We start from the raw sequence: 17589 nt of genomic DNA, 5'->3' as shown, positions 1-17589 counted from the left end.
CTCAGTTGGCGAGTACGGCGGACGTGGAAGCGCTGGCGGCGGCGCGCGCCTCCAACCCGTCCTGGATGCGGCGGCGGGCAGCGATCAGCAGGCCGAGAGTCAGGAAGCCCCCGGGTGGCAGGATCATGAACAGGGTGCTGGCCGCTTCGGGCAGAACTCGCATTTCCAGAAAGGCGAAATGCGCACCGAGCAGGATGTGGGCATTTGCAAAGAGAGTGCCGGCACCAAGGATCTCGCGGATGCCCCCCATCACCACCAGTGCCAGCGTGAAGCCCAGGCCCATCGCCGTGCCGTCCAGCGCCGAGGCTGCGACCGTATTGCGCGAAGCAAAGGCTTCTGCACGCCCCAGAACCGCACAGTTCACCACGATCAGCGCAATGTAAATGCCCAGCACCTTGTAAAGCTCATGTAGCCAGGCATTCAGGCAAATATCGACCAGGGTCACCAGGCCTGCAATGAGGGCGATGAAAACCGGGATGCGCACGGTATCGCTGACCCAGTTCCTGATGCTGGCAATCATGGCGTTCGACACGATCAGCACCACCATGGTCGCCAGCCCCATGCCGAGGCCGTTGGTGGCACTGCTGGTGACTGCCATCACCGGGCACATCCCGAGCATCTGGCCCAGCACCACATTGTTGTCCCACAGGCCGTCACGCACGATGGCCCGGGTGTCCGGCCCTTTGTCCTTGCTGTCACTCATGGCTGGGCTCCTTGGCTTTTCCGGCTGAAGTGGCCGGGTTATCGAGAAGTTGGGCACGATGGTTGGCGAAGAACTCCAGACCACGCTTGACGGTAGCCACCACCGCACGCGGCGTGATGGTGGCACCGGCGAACTGATCGAACACGCCGCCATCCTTTTTCACCGCCCAGGCTTTTTCACCTGGCGCGACCAGCGACTTGCCTTCAAAGGAATGGATCCAGTCATTCTTGGCTGCTTCAATTTTGTCGCCAAGGCCTGGTGTCTCGGTGTGGGTTGTCACGCGCACCCCCTGCACCACCCCTTCGGCATCCACCGCCATGATCAGCTTGATCACGCCGCTATAGCCCTTGCCACGTTGCTCGAAGAGCACGGCGCGCACGGTGCCGCTCTTGCGTGCGCGATACACGGTGACAGCCTGTCCCTCCGCATCCGTGAGTTCGAGGCTGTCCTTGAGCAGATTGTTATCGGCGTAGCCAGGCGGCAGCACTTGCTCCAGGGTCTGGCGCGTATCGCTCTCCACCGCCGCAGCCACTTCTTCACGGGTGCTGGTGTAGGCCGCGGCCAGTGCGATGGTGATGCCCACCACGATGATGCCCAGCGACACCCCTTGGTACCACACTGCATTCAGGCGTTCGGCGTGTGTGCTCATGACAAGCCCTCCTCTACGCGCCGCGCGGGCAGCGATTTACCGGTGAGGCTACGGCCAAAGATGCGCGGACGCAGCCACAGGTCCAGCAGCGGTGCGATGGCATTCATGAGCAGGATGGCAAACCCCACGCCCTCTGGATAACCGCCCCAGGTGCGGATCAGCCAGCTTAGGAAGCCAGCGCCGAGGGCGAATATCCATTGCCCGGTCGGTGAGCTGGGGGAAGTGACGTAATCGGTAGCAATGAAGAAGGCGCCCAGCATTACCCCGCCCGAGAGCAGATGAGTAGCGGCCGGAAGATAAGTCTGCGGCGCAAGTCCGTGCGCGATTAGGGCGGGTACTGCTACGCCGAGCAGAAAGCCTAGCGGGATGCGCAGACCGATGATGCGCTTGGCGGCGAGAAACAAACCGCCGGCGAGAATCAGCAGCGCCGAGGTCTCACCGAGACTGCCGGCGCGCGCACCACTCCAGGCCGAATCATTGGCAAAGGGCTGCAGCGAATCGAGCAGGTCGATGCCGCGTCCGATTTCGGTTTTCACATGCCCGAGCAACGAGGCACTGGTCAGTGCATCCGGTATCGGCAGGCCCTGGAAACTGATGGCCAGGGCCTCACTGAAGCTCATTGCGTTCGTCAGCGCATGCGGATTGATCCACTGCGTCATGTGCACCGGGAAAGACACCAGCAGGATGGTGCGCCCCACCATGGCCGGATTGAAGAGGTTGCAACCGAGTCCGCCGAAAACCTGCTTGGCCAGCACGATGGCGCACACGCTGCCGAGCATCGCCAGCCAGGCCGGGAGGTAAGGCGGCAGCGACATGGCGAGCAGTGTGGCGGTGAGCACTGCTGAGCCATCCCACAACACGGGCAGTACCGGCTTGCCGCTCCAGTGGAGACAGGCCGCTTCACAAGCAAGGCAGCTCACAACGCACACCAGCCACAGGATGAAAGCGGGCCAGCCAAACTGCCAGAATCCAGCCAGCACCGCCGGAGCGAGCGCAAGCAAAACCAGGCCCATGATCTGGCCAGTGGTGCGACTGGTCACGGCGTGGGGGGATGCGTGGATCATGCTTCGGTCTCCTTTTCAGCAGCCCTGGCGGCCTTGGCGGCTGCTTCTGCCGCCTGGGCGCGCTCACGTTCGGCTTTGCGTCGGGCGTGAATCTCGGCCTTCTCACGCGCTTCACGCTCGATGCGCGCGGCCTTGGCTTCAGTGAGCTCCTTGATTGTGTCGAGCCGCTTCTGCTCCCGGCTGCGCGAGGCGAGCTCGCCTTTGGCGTGCTGGAAGTACTGCACCAACGGAATCCGCGACGGACAGATGAAGCCGCAGGCGCCGCAGGTGAGGCAATCGTCGAGACCGATCTCCTCGGCTTCGCCCAGTGCATTGGCATGAATGCGGGCGGCCATTTCCAGTGGCAGCAGCCCTACCGGGCAGGCCTCCACGCAGCTGCCGCAGCGGATGCAGGCACTGGCCTCGCGCTCGCCCACCTCCGCTGCCGCGAGCGCCAGCACGCCGCTGGTGCCCTTCACCACGGGCGTATCGAGGTTCTGTACACCGATCCCCATCATCGGGCCGCCGCTCACCACGCGCGCAGGCGGCACGCGCAGACCTCCGCAGCGTTCGAACAGATATGCCATGGGAGTTCCCAGGCGAACCCGCAGATTGCGCGGCGCGCTCACGGCGCCTCCCGCGACGGTCACGACCCGCTCAGTCAGCGGTTCGCCGTAGCGCAACGCGCGATAGACCGCATAGGCAGTGCCCACGTTATGCACCAGCACGCCCACATCCGCGGCACGTCCGTCGGCAGGTGCTTCAATGCCGGTGAGCATCTTGATCAGCTGGCGATCCGCTCCCATCGGATAGCGGCTCGGAATCTTTACGATGTGCACTTCCGGGAAAGGCTTGGCCGCGAGCTTCATGGCCAGGATGGCTTCGGGCTTGTTGTCTTCAATCCCCGCCAGCACCCGCGTGGCGCCGGTTGCCTTGAGAATCAGGCGTGCCCCTTCGATGATGGCGTGGGCGTTTTCCTGCATCAGCCGGTCGTCACAGGAAAGATAAGGCTCACACTCGCTGCCGTTGAGCATCAGGGTGGTGACCTTGCTGCGATGGCCCAGTGAAAGCTTTACCGCTGAAGGGAAGCTTGCGCCGCCCATGCCGACGATACCGGCATCCTCCACGCGATCCGAAATCTCGCGTTCGCTGAGGTTGATCGGGTAAAGCTCGCTCTTGAGCGGGATCCATTCGTCGAGCCCGTCCGGGCGCAGATGGATGGCCACATCGGTCAGCGCGGCCGGATGTGGCACCACGGCTTCGTCGATGGCCACGATGGTGCCGGAAGTTGGCGCATGCAAGGGCGCCGAGATCTTGCCGCCGGTGGACGCGATCAGCTGGCCGCGCAGTACGCGCTCGCCCACTTCCACGATCACCTTGGCCGGAGCGCCAACGTGTTGCGACAGTGGCAAGCGCAGCATGTCCGGCAGGCCGGCGTCTTCTATATCGAGCCCGGCAGCCGGGTACTTGTGGCTGTCCGGATGCACGCCCCAGCGTTGGAGCAGGCGGCGCAGCGGCGGGATGACGATGGTAGGCATCTCTCGAGTCCTCAGGAGTAACGAGCCGGCTGCGGCATCACCCAGTTATGGATGCTCTGCGGCAGCTCCAGCATCTCGATGGCGCCAGTCGGACACTTCTCGGCACACTGATTACAGCCGGTGCAGGCCTCGTCCATCACGATGTGAAGCTGTTTGGTGGCGCCGATGATGGCGTCCGAAGGACAGTTCTTGATGCACTTGGTGCAGCCGATGCACAGGTGATCCTGGATCAGGGCGATGGTCGGGCGGATGTCCTCTCCTGCCGCCAGCGTGATGCCCAGATGATCAGCAATGGCCTGGGCTACCACCTTGCCGCCAGGTGGGCAGCAGGTCGGTGCGGCGCTGCCATCCACGATGGCCTCAGCCGCGCCGGCGCAACCAGGGAAACCGCATTGCCCGCAATTGGCAGCCGGCAGCATGGCTTGCACCTCTGCAACAAGGCTGTTGCCTTCGACATGGAACTTGCGTGAAGCCAGCCCCAGCGCGAGGCCCAGACCGGAACTGATGGCGGCGAGACTGATGACAGCGGTAAGCATCTTTCCTCTCCTAATGCGCGGCCGGAACCAGGCCGGCGAAGCCCATGAAAGCCAGCGCCAGCAAACTGGCCGTGATGTAGGCAATCGGGGCGCCACTGAATGTCGCCGGCACCCGAACCAGCGCCAGGCGCTCGCGCAGGCCGGCAAAAATCACCATCACCATGATGAAACCGAGGCCCGACGCGAAGCCCTGCACCACACTCATGACGAGGCCTGCGTTGCCCTGCGCGTTAAGCAGCGGAATGCCCAGCACGGCACAGTTGGTGGTGATCAGCGGCAGATAGATCCCCAGTACGCGATGCAGCTCCGGAGAACTCTTCTTGATCACCATTTCGACAAACTGAACCACAGCGGCAATCACCACGATGTAGGTCAGGATGCGCAGGTAGCCCAGATCGAAAGCCTGCAGCAACAGATGCTCGATGGCCCACGCTGCGGCGCAAGACAAAGTCATGACGAAGGTGGTGGCCAGCCCCATTCCTACGGCGCTGTCGACTTTGGTTGACACCCCCATGAAGGGACACAAGCCGAGGAACTTCACCAGCACTACGTTATTCACGAGCACGATGGCAACGATGGTCAAAAGCATTTCACGCATGGCACGGTCTCCTGTCTGGCCACGCCGTTGCATGCTTCGTGCCATCGGCTGGAAAGCCCTTGTGGCAAGCGCTTTGGCTCAGTTCAAGGGATTTCGCGGGAGGTCGCTTTTGTCATTCTTGAAGTGCCGGAATGTCCACAACGGCCGGTGCAGGCCGCGCCGCCAGGGTCCGAACACAACTCTGACAGTTGCTACATTTGCTTCAACATTTCTGACAGCTGCACACCGACCAATCACCGCAAGCTAGCCGCAAACGCCGATCTGGCGGGGTATTCAAAAACTGGTTCGATATTTGCTGTAGCTCCTGCAAGCCCCCACAAGCCAGACGCAGGAGAAGCAGCATGATGCCCCGCCCCATATATCTGGATTACTCCGCGACCACGCCGGTCGATCCGCGAGTGCTTGCAAAAATGATTCCCTGGCTCTCCGAAAATTTCGGCAATCCGGCCAGCCGCTCGCATGCCTATGGCTGGGCGGCAGAGGAAGCGGTGGAGATTGCCCGTGAGCAGGTGGCCTCGCTGATCGGGGCAGACCCGCGCGAGATTGTGTGGACCTCCGGCGCCACCGAATCCAACAACCTCGCCATCAAGGGGGCTGCGCGCTTTCACTCAGCGCGCGGCAAGCATCTGATCACGGTGAAGACCGAACACAAATCGGTGCTCGATACCTGTCGCGAACTGGAGCGCGACGGCTTCGAGATCACCTGGCTGGATGTGCAGGAAAACGGCCTGATCGATTTCGACGTGTTTGCTGCCGCGATCCGCCCGGACACCATTCTCGCTTCGGTGATGCTGGTGAATAACGAGATCGGCGTGATCCAGGATATCGCCCGGCTCGGCACGCTGTGTCGCGAAAAAGGGGTGATCTTCCATGTGGATGCCGCCCAGGCCACTGGCAAGGTAGCCATCGATCTGGCCAGCCTGCCGGTAGACATGATGTCGCTCTCGGCGCACAAGACTTACGGCCCCAAAGGCATCGGCGCTTTGTATGTCAGCCGCAAGCCGCGCGTGCGGATCGATGCACTGATCCATGGCGGCGGCCATGAGCGCGGCATGCGCTCAGGCACCCTGCCCACCCACCAGATCGTCGGCATGGGGGAAGCCTACTGGATCGCCCGCGAAAACATGGGTGCCGACAACGAACGCGCCCGCTGGCTGCGCGATCGCCTGATGCAAGGCCTGATGAAACTCGACCAGGTGTTCGTGAATGGCGACATGGATCAGCGCGTGCCACACAACCTGAACCTGTCCTTCAATTTCGTCGAAGGCGAGTCGCTGCTGATGGGCATCAAGGATGTCGCCGTGTCCTCAGGCTCGGCCTGTACCTCGGCCAGCCTTGAGCCCTCCTACGTGCTGCGCGCACTGGGCCGCTCGGACGAACTGGCACACAGCTCGATCCGCTTCTCGATCGGCCGCTTCACCACTCAGGACGAGATCGATGCGGTGATCGAGAAGATCAGCGCCTCGGTCAGCAAGCTGCGCGAGCTCTCACCCTTGTGGGATATGCACCGCGACGGCATCGATCTCTCCACCGTGCAGTGGGCCGCTCACTGAGCCCGCAAACGGAACAAACCCCAGGCTGAAGCCCCCACGACAGCCCCCAACCCACACAACGGAGAATCATCATGGCATACAGCGACAAGGTTCTGGACCACTACGACAACCCTCGGAACGTCGGCTCGATGTCGGCCGGCGATGACGATGTCGGTACTGGCATGGTCGGCGCACCGGCCTGCGGCGATGTGATGAAGCTGCAGATCAAGGTCAATGCTGAAGGCATCATCGAGGACGCCAAGTTCAAGACTTATGGCTGTGGCTCGGCCATCGCCTCCTCTTCGCTGGTCACCGAATGGGTGAAGGGCAAGAGCCTGGCTGAAGCGCTCGAAATCAAGAACACCGCGATCGCCGAAGAACTGGCCCTGCCTCCGGTGAAGATCCACTGCTCGATCCTCGCCGAGGATGCCATCAAAGCAGCCGTGGCTGACTACCGCGCCAAGCAGGGATTTGTTGAAGAAACCGAAAGCGGCGCCTGCCCGGCCGTCGTCGTCGAAAAAGCCGCCGCCTGAAAGGAATCATCATGAATGCACCAACTGAAATCCCCTCCCCTGTTTTCTTCTCCGACGCGGCCGCGGCCAAGGTGGCCGAGCTGATTGCCGATGAAGGCAATCCCGCACTCAAGCTGCGCGTGTATGTGAATGGTGGCGGCTGCTCGGGTTTCCAATACGGCTTCGCCTTCGAGGAAGAAGACAAGGAAGACGATCTGGCCATCGAAAAGGGGGGCGTGAAGCTGGTCATTGACGGCATCAGCATGCAATACCTGATGGGCGCCGAGATCGACTACGAGGACAGCCTTGAAGGCTCGCGCTTCATCATCCGCAATCCGAACGCCACCTCCACCTGTGGCTGCGGAAGCTCCTTCTCGGTTTGAGAGCTGAGAGAACGCCTCTGGCCTTGTGGTGGCAGCGCTTCGCCCCGTGCGGCCAGAACACTGCGATTAATTTTTGTGCAAATTCATCTGTGTAGTGAGGACAAGACCATGATCACCGTCAGCGAAAAAGCTGCCCGCCATGTGCAGAAGAGCCTCGCCAAACGTGGTGGCGGCATCGGCCTGCGTCTGGCCGTCAAGACCAGCGGTTGCTCGGGCCTCGCCTATTCCCTGGAGTTTGTGGATCAGCCCGAAGCGGAAGACCAGCTCTTCGAGAGCAATGGCGTGACCATCGTGATCGATCCGAAGAGCCACGTCTTCCTTGATGGCACCGAGCTGGACTTCGTACGCGAAGGACTCAACGAAGGCTTCAAGTTCAACAACCCGAACGCCAAGGCAGCCTGCGGCTGCGGTGAGAGTTTCGCGGTCTGAGTGAACGCCGCCGTCATGCTTGCGCATGCAGGCATGACACGGCGCTGGAAGCGTCGCGCCAAGGGCGCCTCGATGGAGATGAATCATGGCCTTGCTGCAAATTGCTGAACCCGGCCTGAGCGCTGCCCCGCACCAGCATCGTCTGGCTGTAGGCATTGATCTTGGTACGACCAATTCGCTGGTTGCCAGCGTGATCAGTGGGGTGACTACGGTCATGCCTGACGAGGCCGGCAAGATGCTCCTGCCCTCAGTGGTGCGTTATGGTGACGAGGCCGGCGCCATCACGGTGGGCTATGCGGCCCAGGCCGAACAGGTCACCGATCCGCGCAATACCATCGTTTCGGTGAAGCGCTTCATGGGCCGCCAGTTGGCAGATCTCACGGCCTCCGGCAGCACGCCTTACGAGCTGCTGGACACGCCGGGCATGCTGAGTCTGAATACGCGTGCCGGGGCCAAGAGCCCGGTCGAAGTCTCGGCCGAGATATTGAGAGCCTTGCGCAACCGTGCCGAGGCCTCACTGGGGGGCGAACTGGTCGGGGCGGTGATCACGGTGCCCGCCTATTTCGATGATGCCCAGCGTCAAGCCACCAAAGATGCAGCGAAGCTCGCCGGCCTGAACGTATTGCGTCTGCTCAACGAGCCTACTGCGGCGGCGATCGCCTATGGGCTGGACAACGCATCCGAAGGCACGTTCGCGATCTACGATCTGGGCGGCGGCACCTTCGATATCTCCATTCTCAAACTCACCCGTGGCGTGTTCGAAGTGCTCGCCACCTCGGGCGACGCTGCCCTCGGTGGCGACGATTTCGATCATCGCATCGCTGACTGGATGCGCGCCGAAATCGGTCTGGAGACACAGACCCCGCAGGATACCCGGCTGCTGATGGCGCTGGCACGGCGCGCCAAGGAGTCGCTTTCGAATGCTGCCAGCACCGTCATTCGCGGCGAGCTGGCCGATGGCCGCGCCTTCTCGCTGGAGCTCGCCAGAGCTCAGTTTGAAAGCATGACCCGCGATCTGATCGGACGCAGTCTCGCGCCGGTGCGCAAGGCCCTGCGCGATGCGGGCGTGACGGCCGAAGACGTTGATGGCGTGGTGATGGTGGGAGGCTCCACGCGCATGCCGCAGGTGCAGGAAGCCGTGGCGAAGCTGTTCGGCCGCGCGCCACTTAACAATCTCAATCCGGACGAAGTGGTGGCCCTTGGCGCTGCCGTGCAGGCCAATATCCTCGCCGGCAATCGCGGCACCGGAGATGACTGGCTGCTGCTCGACGTGTGCCCGCTGTCGCTGGGCCTGGAGACCATGGGCGGGCTGGTTGAGAAGATCATTCCGCGCAATTCCACCATCCCCACGGCGCGCGCACAGGAATTCACCACCTTCAAGGATGGCCAGACCGCCATGGCCATTCATGTGCTGCAGGGCGAGCGCGAGCTGGTGGCGGACTGCCGCTCGCTGGCGCGCTTCGATCTGCGCGGCATACCGCCCATGGTGGCGGGCGCAGCGCGCATCCGCGTCACCTTCCAGATCGACGCGGATGGCCTGCTGTCGGTGGCAGCGCGCGAGATGATCTCCGGTGTCGAGGCGCAGATCCAGGTCAAGCCCTCTTACGGCCTCAGCGATGAACAGGTGGCCGGCATGTTGATGGATGCCTTCGGCAAGGCCGATACCGACATGGCCACCCGCATGCTGCGCGAAGCCCAGGTGGATGCACGCCGCCTGCTCGACGCCACCGAAGCGGCGCTGGCCGAAAACGGCCATGCCCTGCTCAGTCACGACGAGTACGCCAGGGTGCAGCAAGCGCTGTACGCACTGGCCGAAGCGCTCGAGAGCGAAAACGATACGGCCGCCCTCAAGCGTGTCACCGAAGGCCTCAATGCCGCCTCGACCACCTTTGCCGAGCGACGCATGGATGCCAGCATCCGCAGCGCACTCGCCGGCACCTTGCTGACGGAGCTATCCGCATGAGCACCATCACCCTGCTGCCACATCCGGAACTGTGCCCGACGGGCGCCCGTATCGAAGCCCGCCATGGCAGCAGCCTGTGTGATGCCCTGCTCGGCGCCGGTATCGAAATCGAGCATGCCTGCGAGAAAGTCGCCGCCTGCGCCACCTGCCATGTGTATGTGCGCGCCGGGGGAGCCAGCCTTGCAGCCCCGAGTGATGAGGAAGAGGACCAGCTTGACGACGCCTGGGGGCTGGAAGCGAGCTCGCGTCTGGCCTGTTGCGTGAAGCTGGGCGAGAGCGATCTCACCGTGGAATTGCCGGTGCATACGCGCAATCACGCCCGCGAGTGAGGCTCCCGGAGCCGGCTCGGGCAACTGCAGCGCTGGCTGCATGGACTTCCTTAAGCTTTTGGGCCCGGCCGGCTTAAGCCGCCCCTACAGAATCCCTGTACACAGGCTGGTCCCCCGGCTGCAGATTCAGCCGCACAGGCCCCATCACCCTTTCAGGCCTGACTCTGGGAAGGCAATCCCCTCAACCTGCACAGCCAGTGCGCGCAGCGCCTTGCACCGCTCGCACCTCGTGAAGAACGGTGCGCGCCTTGTGCCCGAGCAGGCGGGTCAGGCCCAGGCCTGTACAGAACCCGATCGCCCCGCTCAGCGCAGTCAGGCCATCACTGCCGCTGGCACTGCCAATCAACAGTCCCGCCAGTAAACCCGCCAGCGATGGCAGATAAGCGCTCATGGCCATGCGCAGCAACTGGCCGGAAGGCAGGCTCACGCTGATCGTGTCCAGCACTCTCAGCGAAGCCATCTGCTCCGGAGCTACCCGGATTTCATGCGGCGCGCCGGCGTCCTGCCCGCACTGCTGCTTGCTATGGCAACTGCCGCAGGCCGAAGCCGCGCTGCTCTCCACCAAGAGGGTGTTGCCACGAATGGCCAGAATGCGAACTTGCTGGGAAGCCATGATGTTCTCCACCTGAATCTGTCCGCCTTAGCGCAAGCCTTGTGCCAGGCCGTGTTTGCCCCCCGTGAGGCGGTCTTCGGGCATGTAAGCCGACGGTCTGTTGAGTCCGTGCCGGATTGTTGTGTCCACAATGTCACTTTTGGGTTACCAGAAAAGCGTTTGGCCTGTTCAAGAGCAGAGGACGAGGACCATCCCGGTGCGTGTTGCCCCGCTCTGATGCATAGCCCTGCCCGGCTGCAGCGCTGACGCGAAACGTGCGTATCCGGCGTGAAGCCCGTCACACAAGGCCTTAGGATTTATAAGGTCATTTTCCAGCCCTTTCGGCACATCATTTGCTAGAGATTAGTCACCGGATCCAGGCACGTTTTCTTCCAGACCTGCACCGGAAAAGAGACAGCGCCAGCCCCCAGCTGTCTCGCCTAGCAGAGGATCGCCCCCATGATTGCGACGACAGGAAACCTGGTGGACAAACGAGCCTCGCTCGAGCTGGTCACCATCTATGAGATCAGCAAGATCCTCAGTTCATCCCTGGATGTCAGCCGGACCTTGCGCGAATCCCTTAACGTGCTCCAGTCCCTGCTCGGGTTTCGCCGCAGCATGGTGCTGCTCAAGGATGACGAGGCCGAGGATCTGGAGCTGGCGGTCTCGGTCGGCCTCACTGTGGCCGAGGCGCAGGCTGCGCGCTATCGCCCCGGCGAAGGGGTCATCGGGCGGATCTACTCGCTTGGCTCGCCCAATGTGATCCCGGATATTTCACAGGAGCCCCTGTTCCTGAACCGCACCCAGTCGCTCAGCGAAACCGATGTGGTGCCGACAGCCTTCATTGGCGTGCCGATCCGCGCCACCACCAATGTGATCGGCGTGCTCACGATCGACCGCAAGGACGAAGACGGTAACGGCGGTTTCGGCCGCGATGTGCGCCTGCTCAGCATGGTGGCCAATCTGGTCGGTCAGGCCGTCGCCCTGCGCCGCATCGTCACCGAAGAGCGCGAGCGCCTGGTGCTGAAAACCGAGCAGGAGCGAGACGCCCGCCCGGCCGGCTTCACGCTCGACAATGTAGTGGGCGCTTCCGATCGCATGCAGCAGGTTTTTGCCGAAGCCCACCTGGTCGCACCTTCACGCTCCACCGTGCTGCTGCGCGGCGAGAGCGGCACCGGCAAGGAAGTGATCGCCCGCGCGATCCACGAGCTGTCCCCCCGCAAGGATCAGCCCTTCATCAAGGTCAACTGTGCGGCGCTGTCCGAAACCCTGCTCGAATCCGAACTCTTCGGCCATGAGAAAGGCGCCTTCACCGGTGCCGCCGGCGTGCGCAAGGGGCGCTTCGAGATGGCCGATGGCGGCACCCTGTTCATGGACGAGATCGGCGACATCTCCGCTGCGTTCCAGACCAAGCTGCTGCGTGTGCTGCAGGAGCGCGAGTTCGAGCGGGTGGGCGGCAGCAAACCGATCAAGGTCGATGTGCGCCTGATCTGCGCCACCAACCGCAACCTTGAAAAGATGGTCAGCGCCGGCACCTTCCGCTCCGACCTGTATTTCCGCATCAACGTGATCAGCATCTTCCTGCCCGCCCTGCGTGAGCGCCCGAACGACATTCCTGCGCTGGCCAGTCACTTCATTCAACGCTTCAATGCCGAGAATGATCGCCACATCGCGCTCACGGACTCAGCACAGTCCGTGCTGCAGCACTGTTACTGGCCAGGCAATGTGCGCGAGCTCGAAAACTGTATCGAGCGCGTGGCCACCATGACCCGCAACGACCGGGTCGACATGCAGGATTTCCCCTGTACCCACAACCGCTGCCTGACGCAGGTTCTGCACTTCGTGAAGAAGGATGACGCTGTCGCCCCGGCGGAAACCGAGATGATCAGCTACGAAGCACCGCAAGCGCCCGGCCAGGCAGGCGCACGGCCCGCCGAGCCGGCCGTCGGCGACGGCAAGCCCGAGGGCGAGCGCGAGCGCCTGATCTGGGCCATGGAGCAAGCCCGCGGCGTGCGCGCCAAGGCCGCGCGCCTGCTCAACATCACCGGCCGCCAGATGGGCTACGCGCTGAAGAAGTACGACATCAACGTGCCGCGCTTCTGATCGGTTGCCGGCAAGCCGGGCACGTCAGGCAGGCTCGGTCTTCAGATGAACTGGCCGCCTGCCGAACTGCGTACGCCGCGCCTGCTGCTACGCAAGCCCCTGCCGTCCGACGCCGAAGCCGTCTTCGCGCGCCTTTCAGGCGAAACTCAGGTGACCCGCTACCTGGGCTGGACGCCACACGCCGAGCTACGCCAGACCCGCCAGCAGATCAGCCTCGATCTGCTGCGTTGGGATCGTGGGGCCGGCTGGAGCTGGCTCATCGAGGAAGACGGCTCCGTCATCGGTCTGCTTCAGCTCGCCCGAATCGAGCCCCACCTGCTGCGTCTGGGCTGCATGCTCACCCCCACTCACTGGGGGCGCGGTCTGATGAGCGAAGCCTTGCGCGCCCTGCTCGCCACAGCCTTCCGTCAGCCCTCCTTGCAACGCATCGAGGCGCTATGTGATGTGGATAATCTCGCCTCGGCGCGCATGCTCGAGAAAGCCGGACTGCGCCAAGAAGGGCGCCTGGCAAGCCACACCCTGCACCCCAATATTTCGAGTCGGCCACGCGACATGCTTCTGTACGCGATCACCCGCAGCGACAATGGCGACCCGCCCCTTTCGTATCCGAAAATGAATCATTCCAGACCCGACGCGCCCTCTGTCGCCCGCAACCGCGAGCCCATTCTTGAGGTGCTGCGCGAACACTTCGCCGCTTGCCGCAAGGTACTCGAGATTGGCAGTGGCACCGGCCAGCATGCCATCCACTTCGCCGCAGCCCTGCCGCATCTGGCTTGGCAATGCAGCGAACGAACCGAAACCCTGCCCGGCATCGAAGCCTGGCTGGCCAGTGCAGCTCTGCCTAACACTTTGCCACCACTACAGCTGGATGTGAGCAAGCCCTGGCCGGCCAGCGGCTATGACGCTGTGTTTTCATCCAACACGCTCCACATCATGGCCTGGCATGAGGTGGAGCAGTTCTTCGTCCGCCTGCCGGACGCGCTGGAGCGCCCTGCTCGCCTCGTGATCTACGGCCCATTCAACTACGGCGGCCAGTACAGCAGCCCCAGCAATGCCGAGTTCGACCAGTGGCTCAAGGCTGGCGGTGCGCATCGGGGCATCCGTGATTTCGAAGCCGTCTGCGCCCTGGCGGATGCACAGGGTCTGACACTCATTGAAGATCGGGCCATGCCGGCCAACAATCGCTGTCTGGTGTGGACCTTCTGAGCCGCCAAGGCTGTAGCCCGACGCGGTTCGGATCTTGCTAGAAGAAGGCATCTCTCACAGGAGCCGCACCATGCCCAGCATCGTCACCGTACAGGCCATCGAAAACGCCACCGGCGTACATCTCTACGCTTTTGACCAGGATGACAATTGTGTGCTGGCCATCGACGGCCTTCAGGCGCAGGCAGCAGCCTCCCTGGCGGCACTGATGCAGGCCTGTATCGCCGGGCGTGGCGAAACGCTCGGCCGCGCGGCCAGCGATCCGGTGCAGGACTACCAGCAAGTCACCGACGAAGCACATGCCTGGGAAATCATCGCCGAACTCGAGGGCGGGCAATACACCGCCTTCGAGGCCGACATGGGGCGCGCCGGCCTGCGTCTCGCAGGCGCAGGCTATGTGCTGGGCCTGCTGCACCGGCAGCCCGAGGGCAACTGGTTCGAGCACGCTGGCGAAGGCAGCATCTGGCAATACGTTTTTGCCAGCCCGGTCGCCGCCGAACAGGTGCTCGACGAAGTAGGCCTGGACTGCGAGATTCACGCCATCCCGCGTCTGCTCGAAGCAGGCTGTCAGCTCATCTGAAACGCCGAACGGTCCCAAACCCAGGGTCAACGGTGGCTTCATTGCCCTAGTGCGCAATTGGGTCATCCGCGAGCGCCTGCAGGGCTCACTGGATGACCGCGCTGGCGGTATCTGCGCACTCCGCTGAGCAGCTTTCGACCCCGTGCGGACGCTCAGTCTCTCGGAAAGCAGACGTTCAACGTTGGACGTAACGGGCGCCGGAGCGCAGCGGAGGGAACCAAACTGCGCAGCAGTTTGGCGTCCCGTTGACGGACTTGTTATGCGATTGTATTTCTCTTGGAGAGGCCAGACAGACCCATTCGAATTTGATCGGCATTTATCAAGATCTCAAATCTAGCTGCAATTGTGTCCTCTAGTCGTACGCAGATGCGCAAATCGTTGTCCGCGCAAAATAAGAGGGCCTTGTCGTAAGTCACAGTATCTCTATCGCCGAGAATGTTTTCGTCCTCGGAAGTTTCCTCATATATTTCAATCGACCTCAGGATTGGTGAGGCGGAGCCATCTTTGTGTACAACATGTAGAAAAGACCAAGACTGCTCCTGAGGTGTCTCAGGCTTCCACGATTCTTCTGTGACTGTTATGTCGAAATAATTGAGCAGCACGTTCTGCGTTACGAAATAATTTTCGTTCTTTATCACGAGAATACTGCGTTCAGAAGCTGGAATACCAACCCAGAATGACCGAAGAATGCCTTCTCGGGAGTCGACTTCAAATGGACTGGCATAGATGCGCCAAAACTCTAAACCGATAAGGCGAGAGAGTTGTTTGACGTGCTGCTTTGATATTTCGGCGGATCGAGTATCGCTAGGCATAACGTTTGACGTGAGGGGCGGCCGGAGCCGCAGGCGGAGGGAACCGCAAGCGCAGCTTGCGGACGTCCCTCTCGACGAAATGGTTAGGCTCGATAGTCATTTAAAGCCTCTATACGCATAGAAATATCTGCAGCAAAATCATCTGCGCTTCTATTGAGACCGGCAAAATTTATCTCTTCCGCAGCCCCAGAGATGCTTAAATGAATTATTAATAAATCAGGCTCGCAAGAACCAGGCTCGTATGAAATCGGGGTCGGGTCTTTTGGCGGCACAAATAAGTCATTAATGTCAGACAGGTGGATTGTCTTTCTATTTCTTTTCGGTCTAAATATTTTTATTTCATTTCTTGTAAGCTCTATGGATGTTCGACAGTTAATCATCGCACAGCCCCCTAAAACCCCAGGAAGGAATGTTAAAAAAACAATTAAATATATCTCGGGTGTTGGTGCATCAGCGAGTGATAAGCCAATCATTTCTGGATAAAACAAAATATATGCAAGTATTGCAGTTATAACTGGGCCACCTATTGCACCATCCAAAGGATGTCTTATTTTTATAGTTTTATTAATATCCTTGTGATCTCGAGTCGGCATCCCTCTCGACTCTCGTATTCTTTTGCTGGACAGCATGAAGATTAATCTAAATAGAAAAAATACTATCAAAAAAATAATTGATAAATTTCCAATATCAATGATTGGAAATATTTCATGGATTACGTAAGCCACGGAAATGGACAGAAAAACAACAGCACTTCCTTGCAGGAAAGAAAGTTCATTATTATGTTTCATTGTTTGAATTCGTGGTATGCACTTGGCCTGGCCTAACGTAGAGCTAACCGGCGCTGCGCGGCTCTATCGCGCAGCGTCCAGCGACTGAAAGGAGCGGGGTTGAGCGCCATGTTAGGGTTCATGTGCCCCACGCCTCATATAAGGCAGAAGGATCGGCATCAGCACTAACAACTAGGGGTGGGTCACCTGCATCGCAAATAAGAACCAACGGCCCGGTGAAACTGCTGATGAGATGCATGATTTTCACGATCAGATCAGGCCAGCCTTTCTCAAAGTAGAAGTCATTGGGGCCATCGGTTACCTGGATGATGCTGAGAAGTGTCCAGCCATTTTCTTCTGGCCCTTGCGTGCTCTCTAGGAGGGCCTGCCAGGTCTTTCCGACCTCGGCAGTGAGGGCTTTGATGGAATAGCCTTCGAGTTGGGCGAGTGCAGATTGTATTTCCGCAAGGTGCGGATTGCGCCCTTCTGGACTTGGCGGGTACTCGACAGACATTTCATCAAGCCAAGGCTTGATTTCCGCGGTCAAGGGATAAACCGAATACATGGCGCCCATGCTTTGAGCCCTAACGTTTGAATTCACCGGCCTGCGCGGCTTTTCGCGCAGGTCCGGTGGAATGATGGGTTGGGCCTCGATTGCTTTGCTTACGGGCCATGGTAAGTAACTAGAGCGAACGCAATAAGGTAGAAGATCGCAGATGCGGCCAAGACACGCCCCACCCAGAGATTTGCGATAGCCCGCCAAGGAGGCAGCGGACGAGCAGACTTCCGCGACAAGAGTATTGCGACAGCGCCAATTGCAAGAAACACTGCCTGAGCTTCGGAAATTAGCCACCCAACTTGGCCCAACTCGACAGGGTGGCCGAATGTAAAGGACAGCCCGAGAACGAGGACGGCAACGATAGTCGGAAAGAACGTAAGTAGGGCAAGCATGATTACCGGGGTGCCCTTGTCGGAGCTGTGGAGCGTAGGCAAACCAAAGTCAGCCGTGGTGACACGGCTACCGAAGAACACGACCAACGAAGAAACTGCGTCATAAGCTCAAGAGGCCCAACGTGTTATAGGGATCAGTTTTGCCGCCTAACATCGGCGCGTGCTCCCTAACATGGCACGACCGACCAGCGAAGATTGGCTTCCAGAGCGGCTCTCCACGATTCCGCTGTAAAGATGAACAGCATTAACAGAATCGACAAAAACCTCACTCTACAGATTTCAGTTTCGGTGCGTTGAACGGCTGCTTTGAAGCCGCAAACCTGATCGTCCGCTTGTGGCCGATTGCCGCCGACTGATCATGGCATC

General features: G+C 60.8%; 18 protein-coding genes. 9 read left to right on the top strand and 9 right to left on the bottom strand.

Annotation, left to right across the window (positions count from 1 at the left end; genetic code table 11):
* Nucleotide 1 precedes the first annotated feature (1 nt).
* The 6 genes from HJ583_RS07610 to rsxA are packed head-to-tail and all read right to left on the bottom strand — an operon-like array spanning nt 2 to nt 5067.
* Nucleotides 2-703 (bottom strand): electron transport complex subunit E, encoded by a 702-nt coding sequence (locus HJ583_RS07610; protein ID WP_170021390.1) that lies wholly within the window; start codon nt 701-703, stop codon nt 2-4.
* On the bottom strand, nt 696-1352 hold the full coding sequence (gene rsxG, locus HJ583_RS07605; RefSeq protein WP_170021389.1) for an electron transport complex subunit RsxG: 657 nt from the start codon (nt 1350-1352) through the stop codon (nt 696-698). Before rsxG ends, HJ583_RS07610 begins: the two co-directional genes overlap by 8 nt.
* A complete protein-coding gene (locus HJ583_RS07600; protein WP_170021388.1) occupies nt 1349-2416 on the bottom strand; it encodes an RnfABCDGE type electron transport complex subunit D in 1068 nt (355 codons plus the stop codon). Before HJ583_RS07600 ends, rsxG begins: the two co-directional genes overlap by 4 nt.
* On the bottom strand, nt 2413-3933 hold the full coding sequence (rsxC, locus tag HJ583_RS07595) for an electron transport complex subunit RsxC (protein ID WP_170021387.1): 1521 nt from the start codon (nt 3931-3933) through the stop codon (nt 2413-2415). The genes HJ583_RS07600 and rsxC overlap by 4 nt, the downstream gene beginning before the upstream one ends.
* A gap of 11 nt (nt 3934-3944) precedes the next feature.
* Entirely contained in the window at nt 3945-4469 is a 525-nt protein-coding gene (locus HJ583_RS07590) for an RnfABCDGE type electron transport complex subunit B (RefSeq protein WP_101943643.1), read from the bottom strand.
* A gap of 10 nt (nt 4470-4479) precedes the next feature.
* Nucleotides 4480-5067 (bottom strand): electron transport complex subunit RsxA, encoded by a 588-nt coding sequence (rsxA, locus tag HJ583_RS07585; protein ID WP_101943641.1) that lies wholly within the window; start codon nt 5065-5067, stop codon nt 4480-4482.
* 341 nt (nt 5068-5408) lie between these two features.
* On the opposite strand from rsxA, the gene HJ583_RS07580 reads away from it, so the two are divergent.
* The 6 genes from HJ583_RS07580 to fdx all read left to right on the top strand — a co-directional run bounded on the left by HJ583_RS07580 (nt 5409) and on the right by fdx (nt 10215).
* On the top strand, nt 5409-6620 hold the full coding sequence (locus HJ583_RS07580; protein WP_101943640.1) for an IscS subfamily cysteine desulfurase: 1212 nt from the start codon (nt 5409-5411) through the stop codon (nt 6618-6620).
* A gap of 71 nt (nt 6621-6691) precedes the next feature.
* The gene (gene iscU, locus HJ583_RS07575) at nt 6692-7132 is read left to right on the top strand and encodes a Fe-S cluster assembly scaffold IscU (protein ID WP_170021386.1); all 441 of its coding nucleotides are present in this window, start codon (nt 6692-6694) and stop codon (nt 7130-7132) included.
* A gap of 11 nt (nt 7133-7143) precedes the next feature.
* On the top strand, nt 7144-7494 hold the full coding sequence (gene erpA / locus HJ583_RS07570) for an iron-sulfur cluster insertion protein ErpA (RefSeq protein ID WP_101943637.1): 351 nt from the start codon (nt 7144-7146) through the stop codon (nt 7492-7494).
* Nucleotides 7495-7602: 108 nt separating this feature from the next.
* A complete protein-coding gene (iscA, locus tag HJ583_RS07565) occupies nt 7603-7923 on the top strand; it encodes an iron-sulfur cluster assembly protein IscA (protein WP_101943635.1) in 321 nt (106 codons plus the stop codon).
* An 85-nt stretch (nt 7924-8008) separates the two neighbouring features.
* Complete coding sequence (gene hscA / locus HJ583_RS07560; RefSeq protein ID WP_170021385.1) at nt 8009-9886, top strand: Fe-S protein assembly chaperone HscA; 1878 nt, start codon at nt 8009-8011, stop codon at nt 9884-9886.
* A complete protein-coding gene (fdx, locus tag HJ583_RS07555) occupies nt 9883-10215 on the top strand; it encodes an ISC system 2Fe-2S type ferredoxin (RefSeq protein ID WP_170021384.1) in 333 nt (110 codons plus the stop codon). Before hscA ends, fdx begins: the two co-directional genes overlap by 4 nt.
* A 181-nt stretch (nt 10216-10396) precedes the next feature.
* Here fdx and HJ583_RS07550 read toward each other — a convergent pair whose 3' ends face one another.
* Nucleotides 10397-10828, bottom strand: coding sequence for a SoxR reducing system RseC family protein (locus HJ583_RS07550; protein ID WP_170021383.1), 432 nt, complete (start codon nt 10826-10828; stop codon nt 10397-10399).
* Nucleotides 10829-11266: 438 nt separating this feature from the next.
* Between HJ583_RS07550 and nifA the strand changes: the two genes are divergently transcribed.
* From nifA to HJ583_RS07530, 3 genes are all read left to right on the top strand, one after another.
* Nucleotides 11267-12910 (top strand): nif-specific transcriptional activator NifA, encoded by a 1644-nt coding sequence (gene nifA, locus HJ583_RS07545; protein ID WP_170021382.1) that lies wholly within the window; start codon nt 11267-11269, stop codon nt 12908-12910.
* 45 nt (nt 12911-12955) lie between these two features.
* On the top strand, nt 12956-14116 hold the full coding sequence (locus HJ583_RS18950) for a GNAT family N-acetyltransferase (protein ID WP_217423346.1): 1161 nt from the start codon (nt 12956-12958) through the stop codon (nt 14114-14116).
* Between the two features lie 70 nt (nt 14117-14186).
* Nucleotides 14187-14693, top strand: coding sequence for a hypothetical protein (locus tag HJ583_RS07530; RefSeq protein ID WP_170021381.1), 507 nt, complete (start codon nt 14187-14189; stop codon nt 14691-14693).
* Between the two features lie 895 nt (nt 14694-15588).
* Here HJ583_RS07530 and HJ583_RS07525 read toward each other — a convergent pair.
* Together HJ583_RS07525 and HJ583_RS07520 are read right to left on the bottom strand one after the other, a co-directional pair.
* Entirely contained in the window at nt 15589-16293 is a 705-nt protein-coding gene (locus HJ583_RS07525; RefSeq protein ID WP_170021380.1) for a hypothetical protein, read from the bottom strand.
* A gap of 118 nt (nt 16294-16411) precedes the next feature.
* The gene (locus tag HJ583_RS07520; RefSeq protein ID WP_170021379.1) at nt 16412-16846 is read right to left on the bottom strand and encodes a hypothetical protein; all 435 of its coding nucleotides are present in this window, start codon (nt 16844-16846) and stop codon (nt 16412-16414) included.
* Between the last annotated feature and the right edge of the window lie 743 nt (nt 16847-17589).

The sequence above is a fragment of the Uliginosibacterium aquaticum genome, assembly GCF_012972705.2.
Taxonomy (GTDB): domain Bacteria; phylum Pseudomonadota; class Gammaproteobacteria; order Burkholderiales; family Rhodocyclaceae; genus Uliginosibacterium; species Uliginosibacterium aquaticum.
The sequence above is the reverse complement of the archived record's forward strand: the minus strand, read 5'-3'. Positions and strand labels throughout refer to the sequence as shown.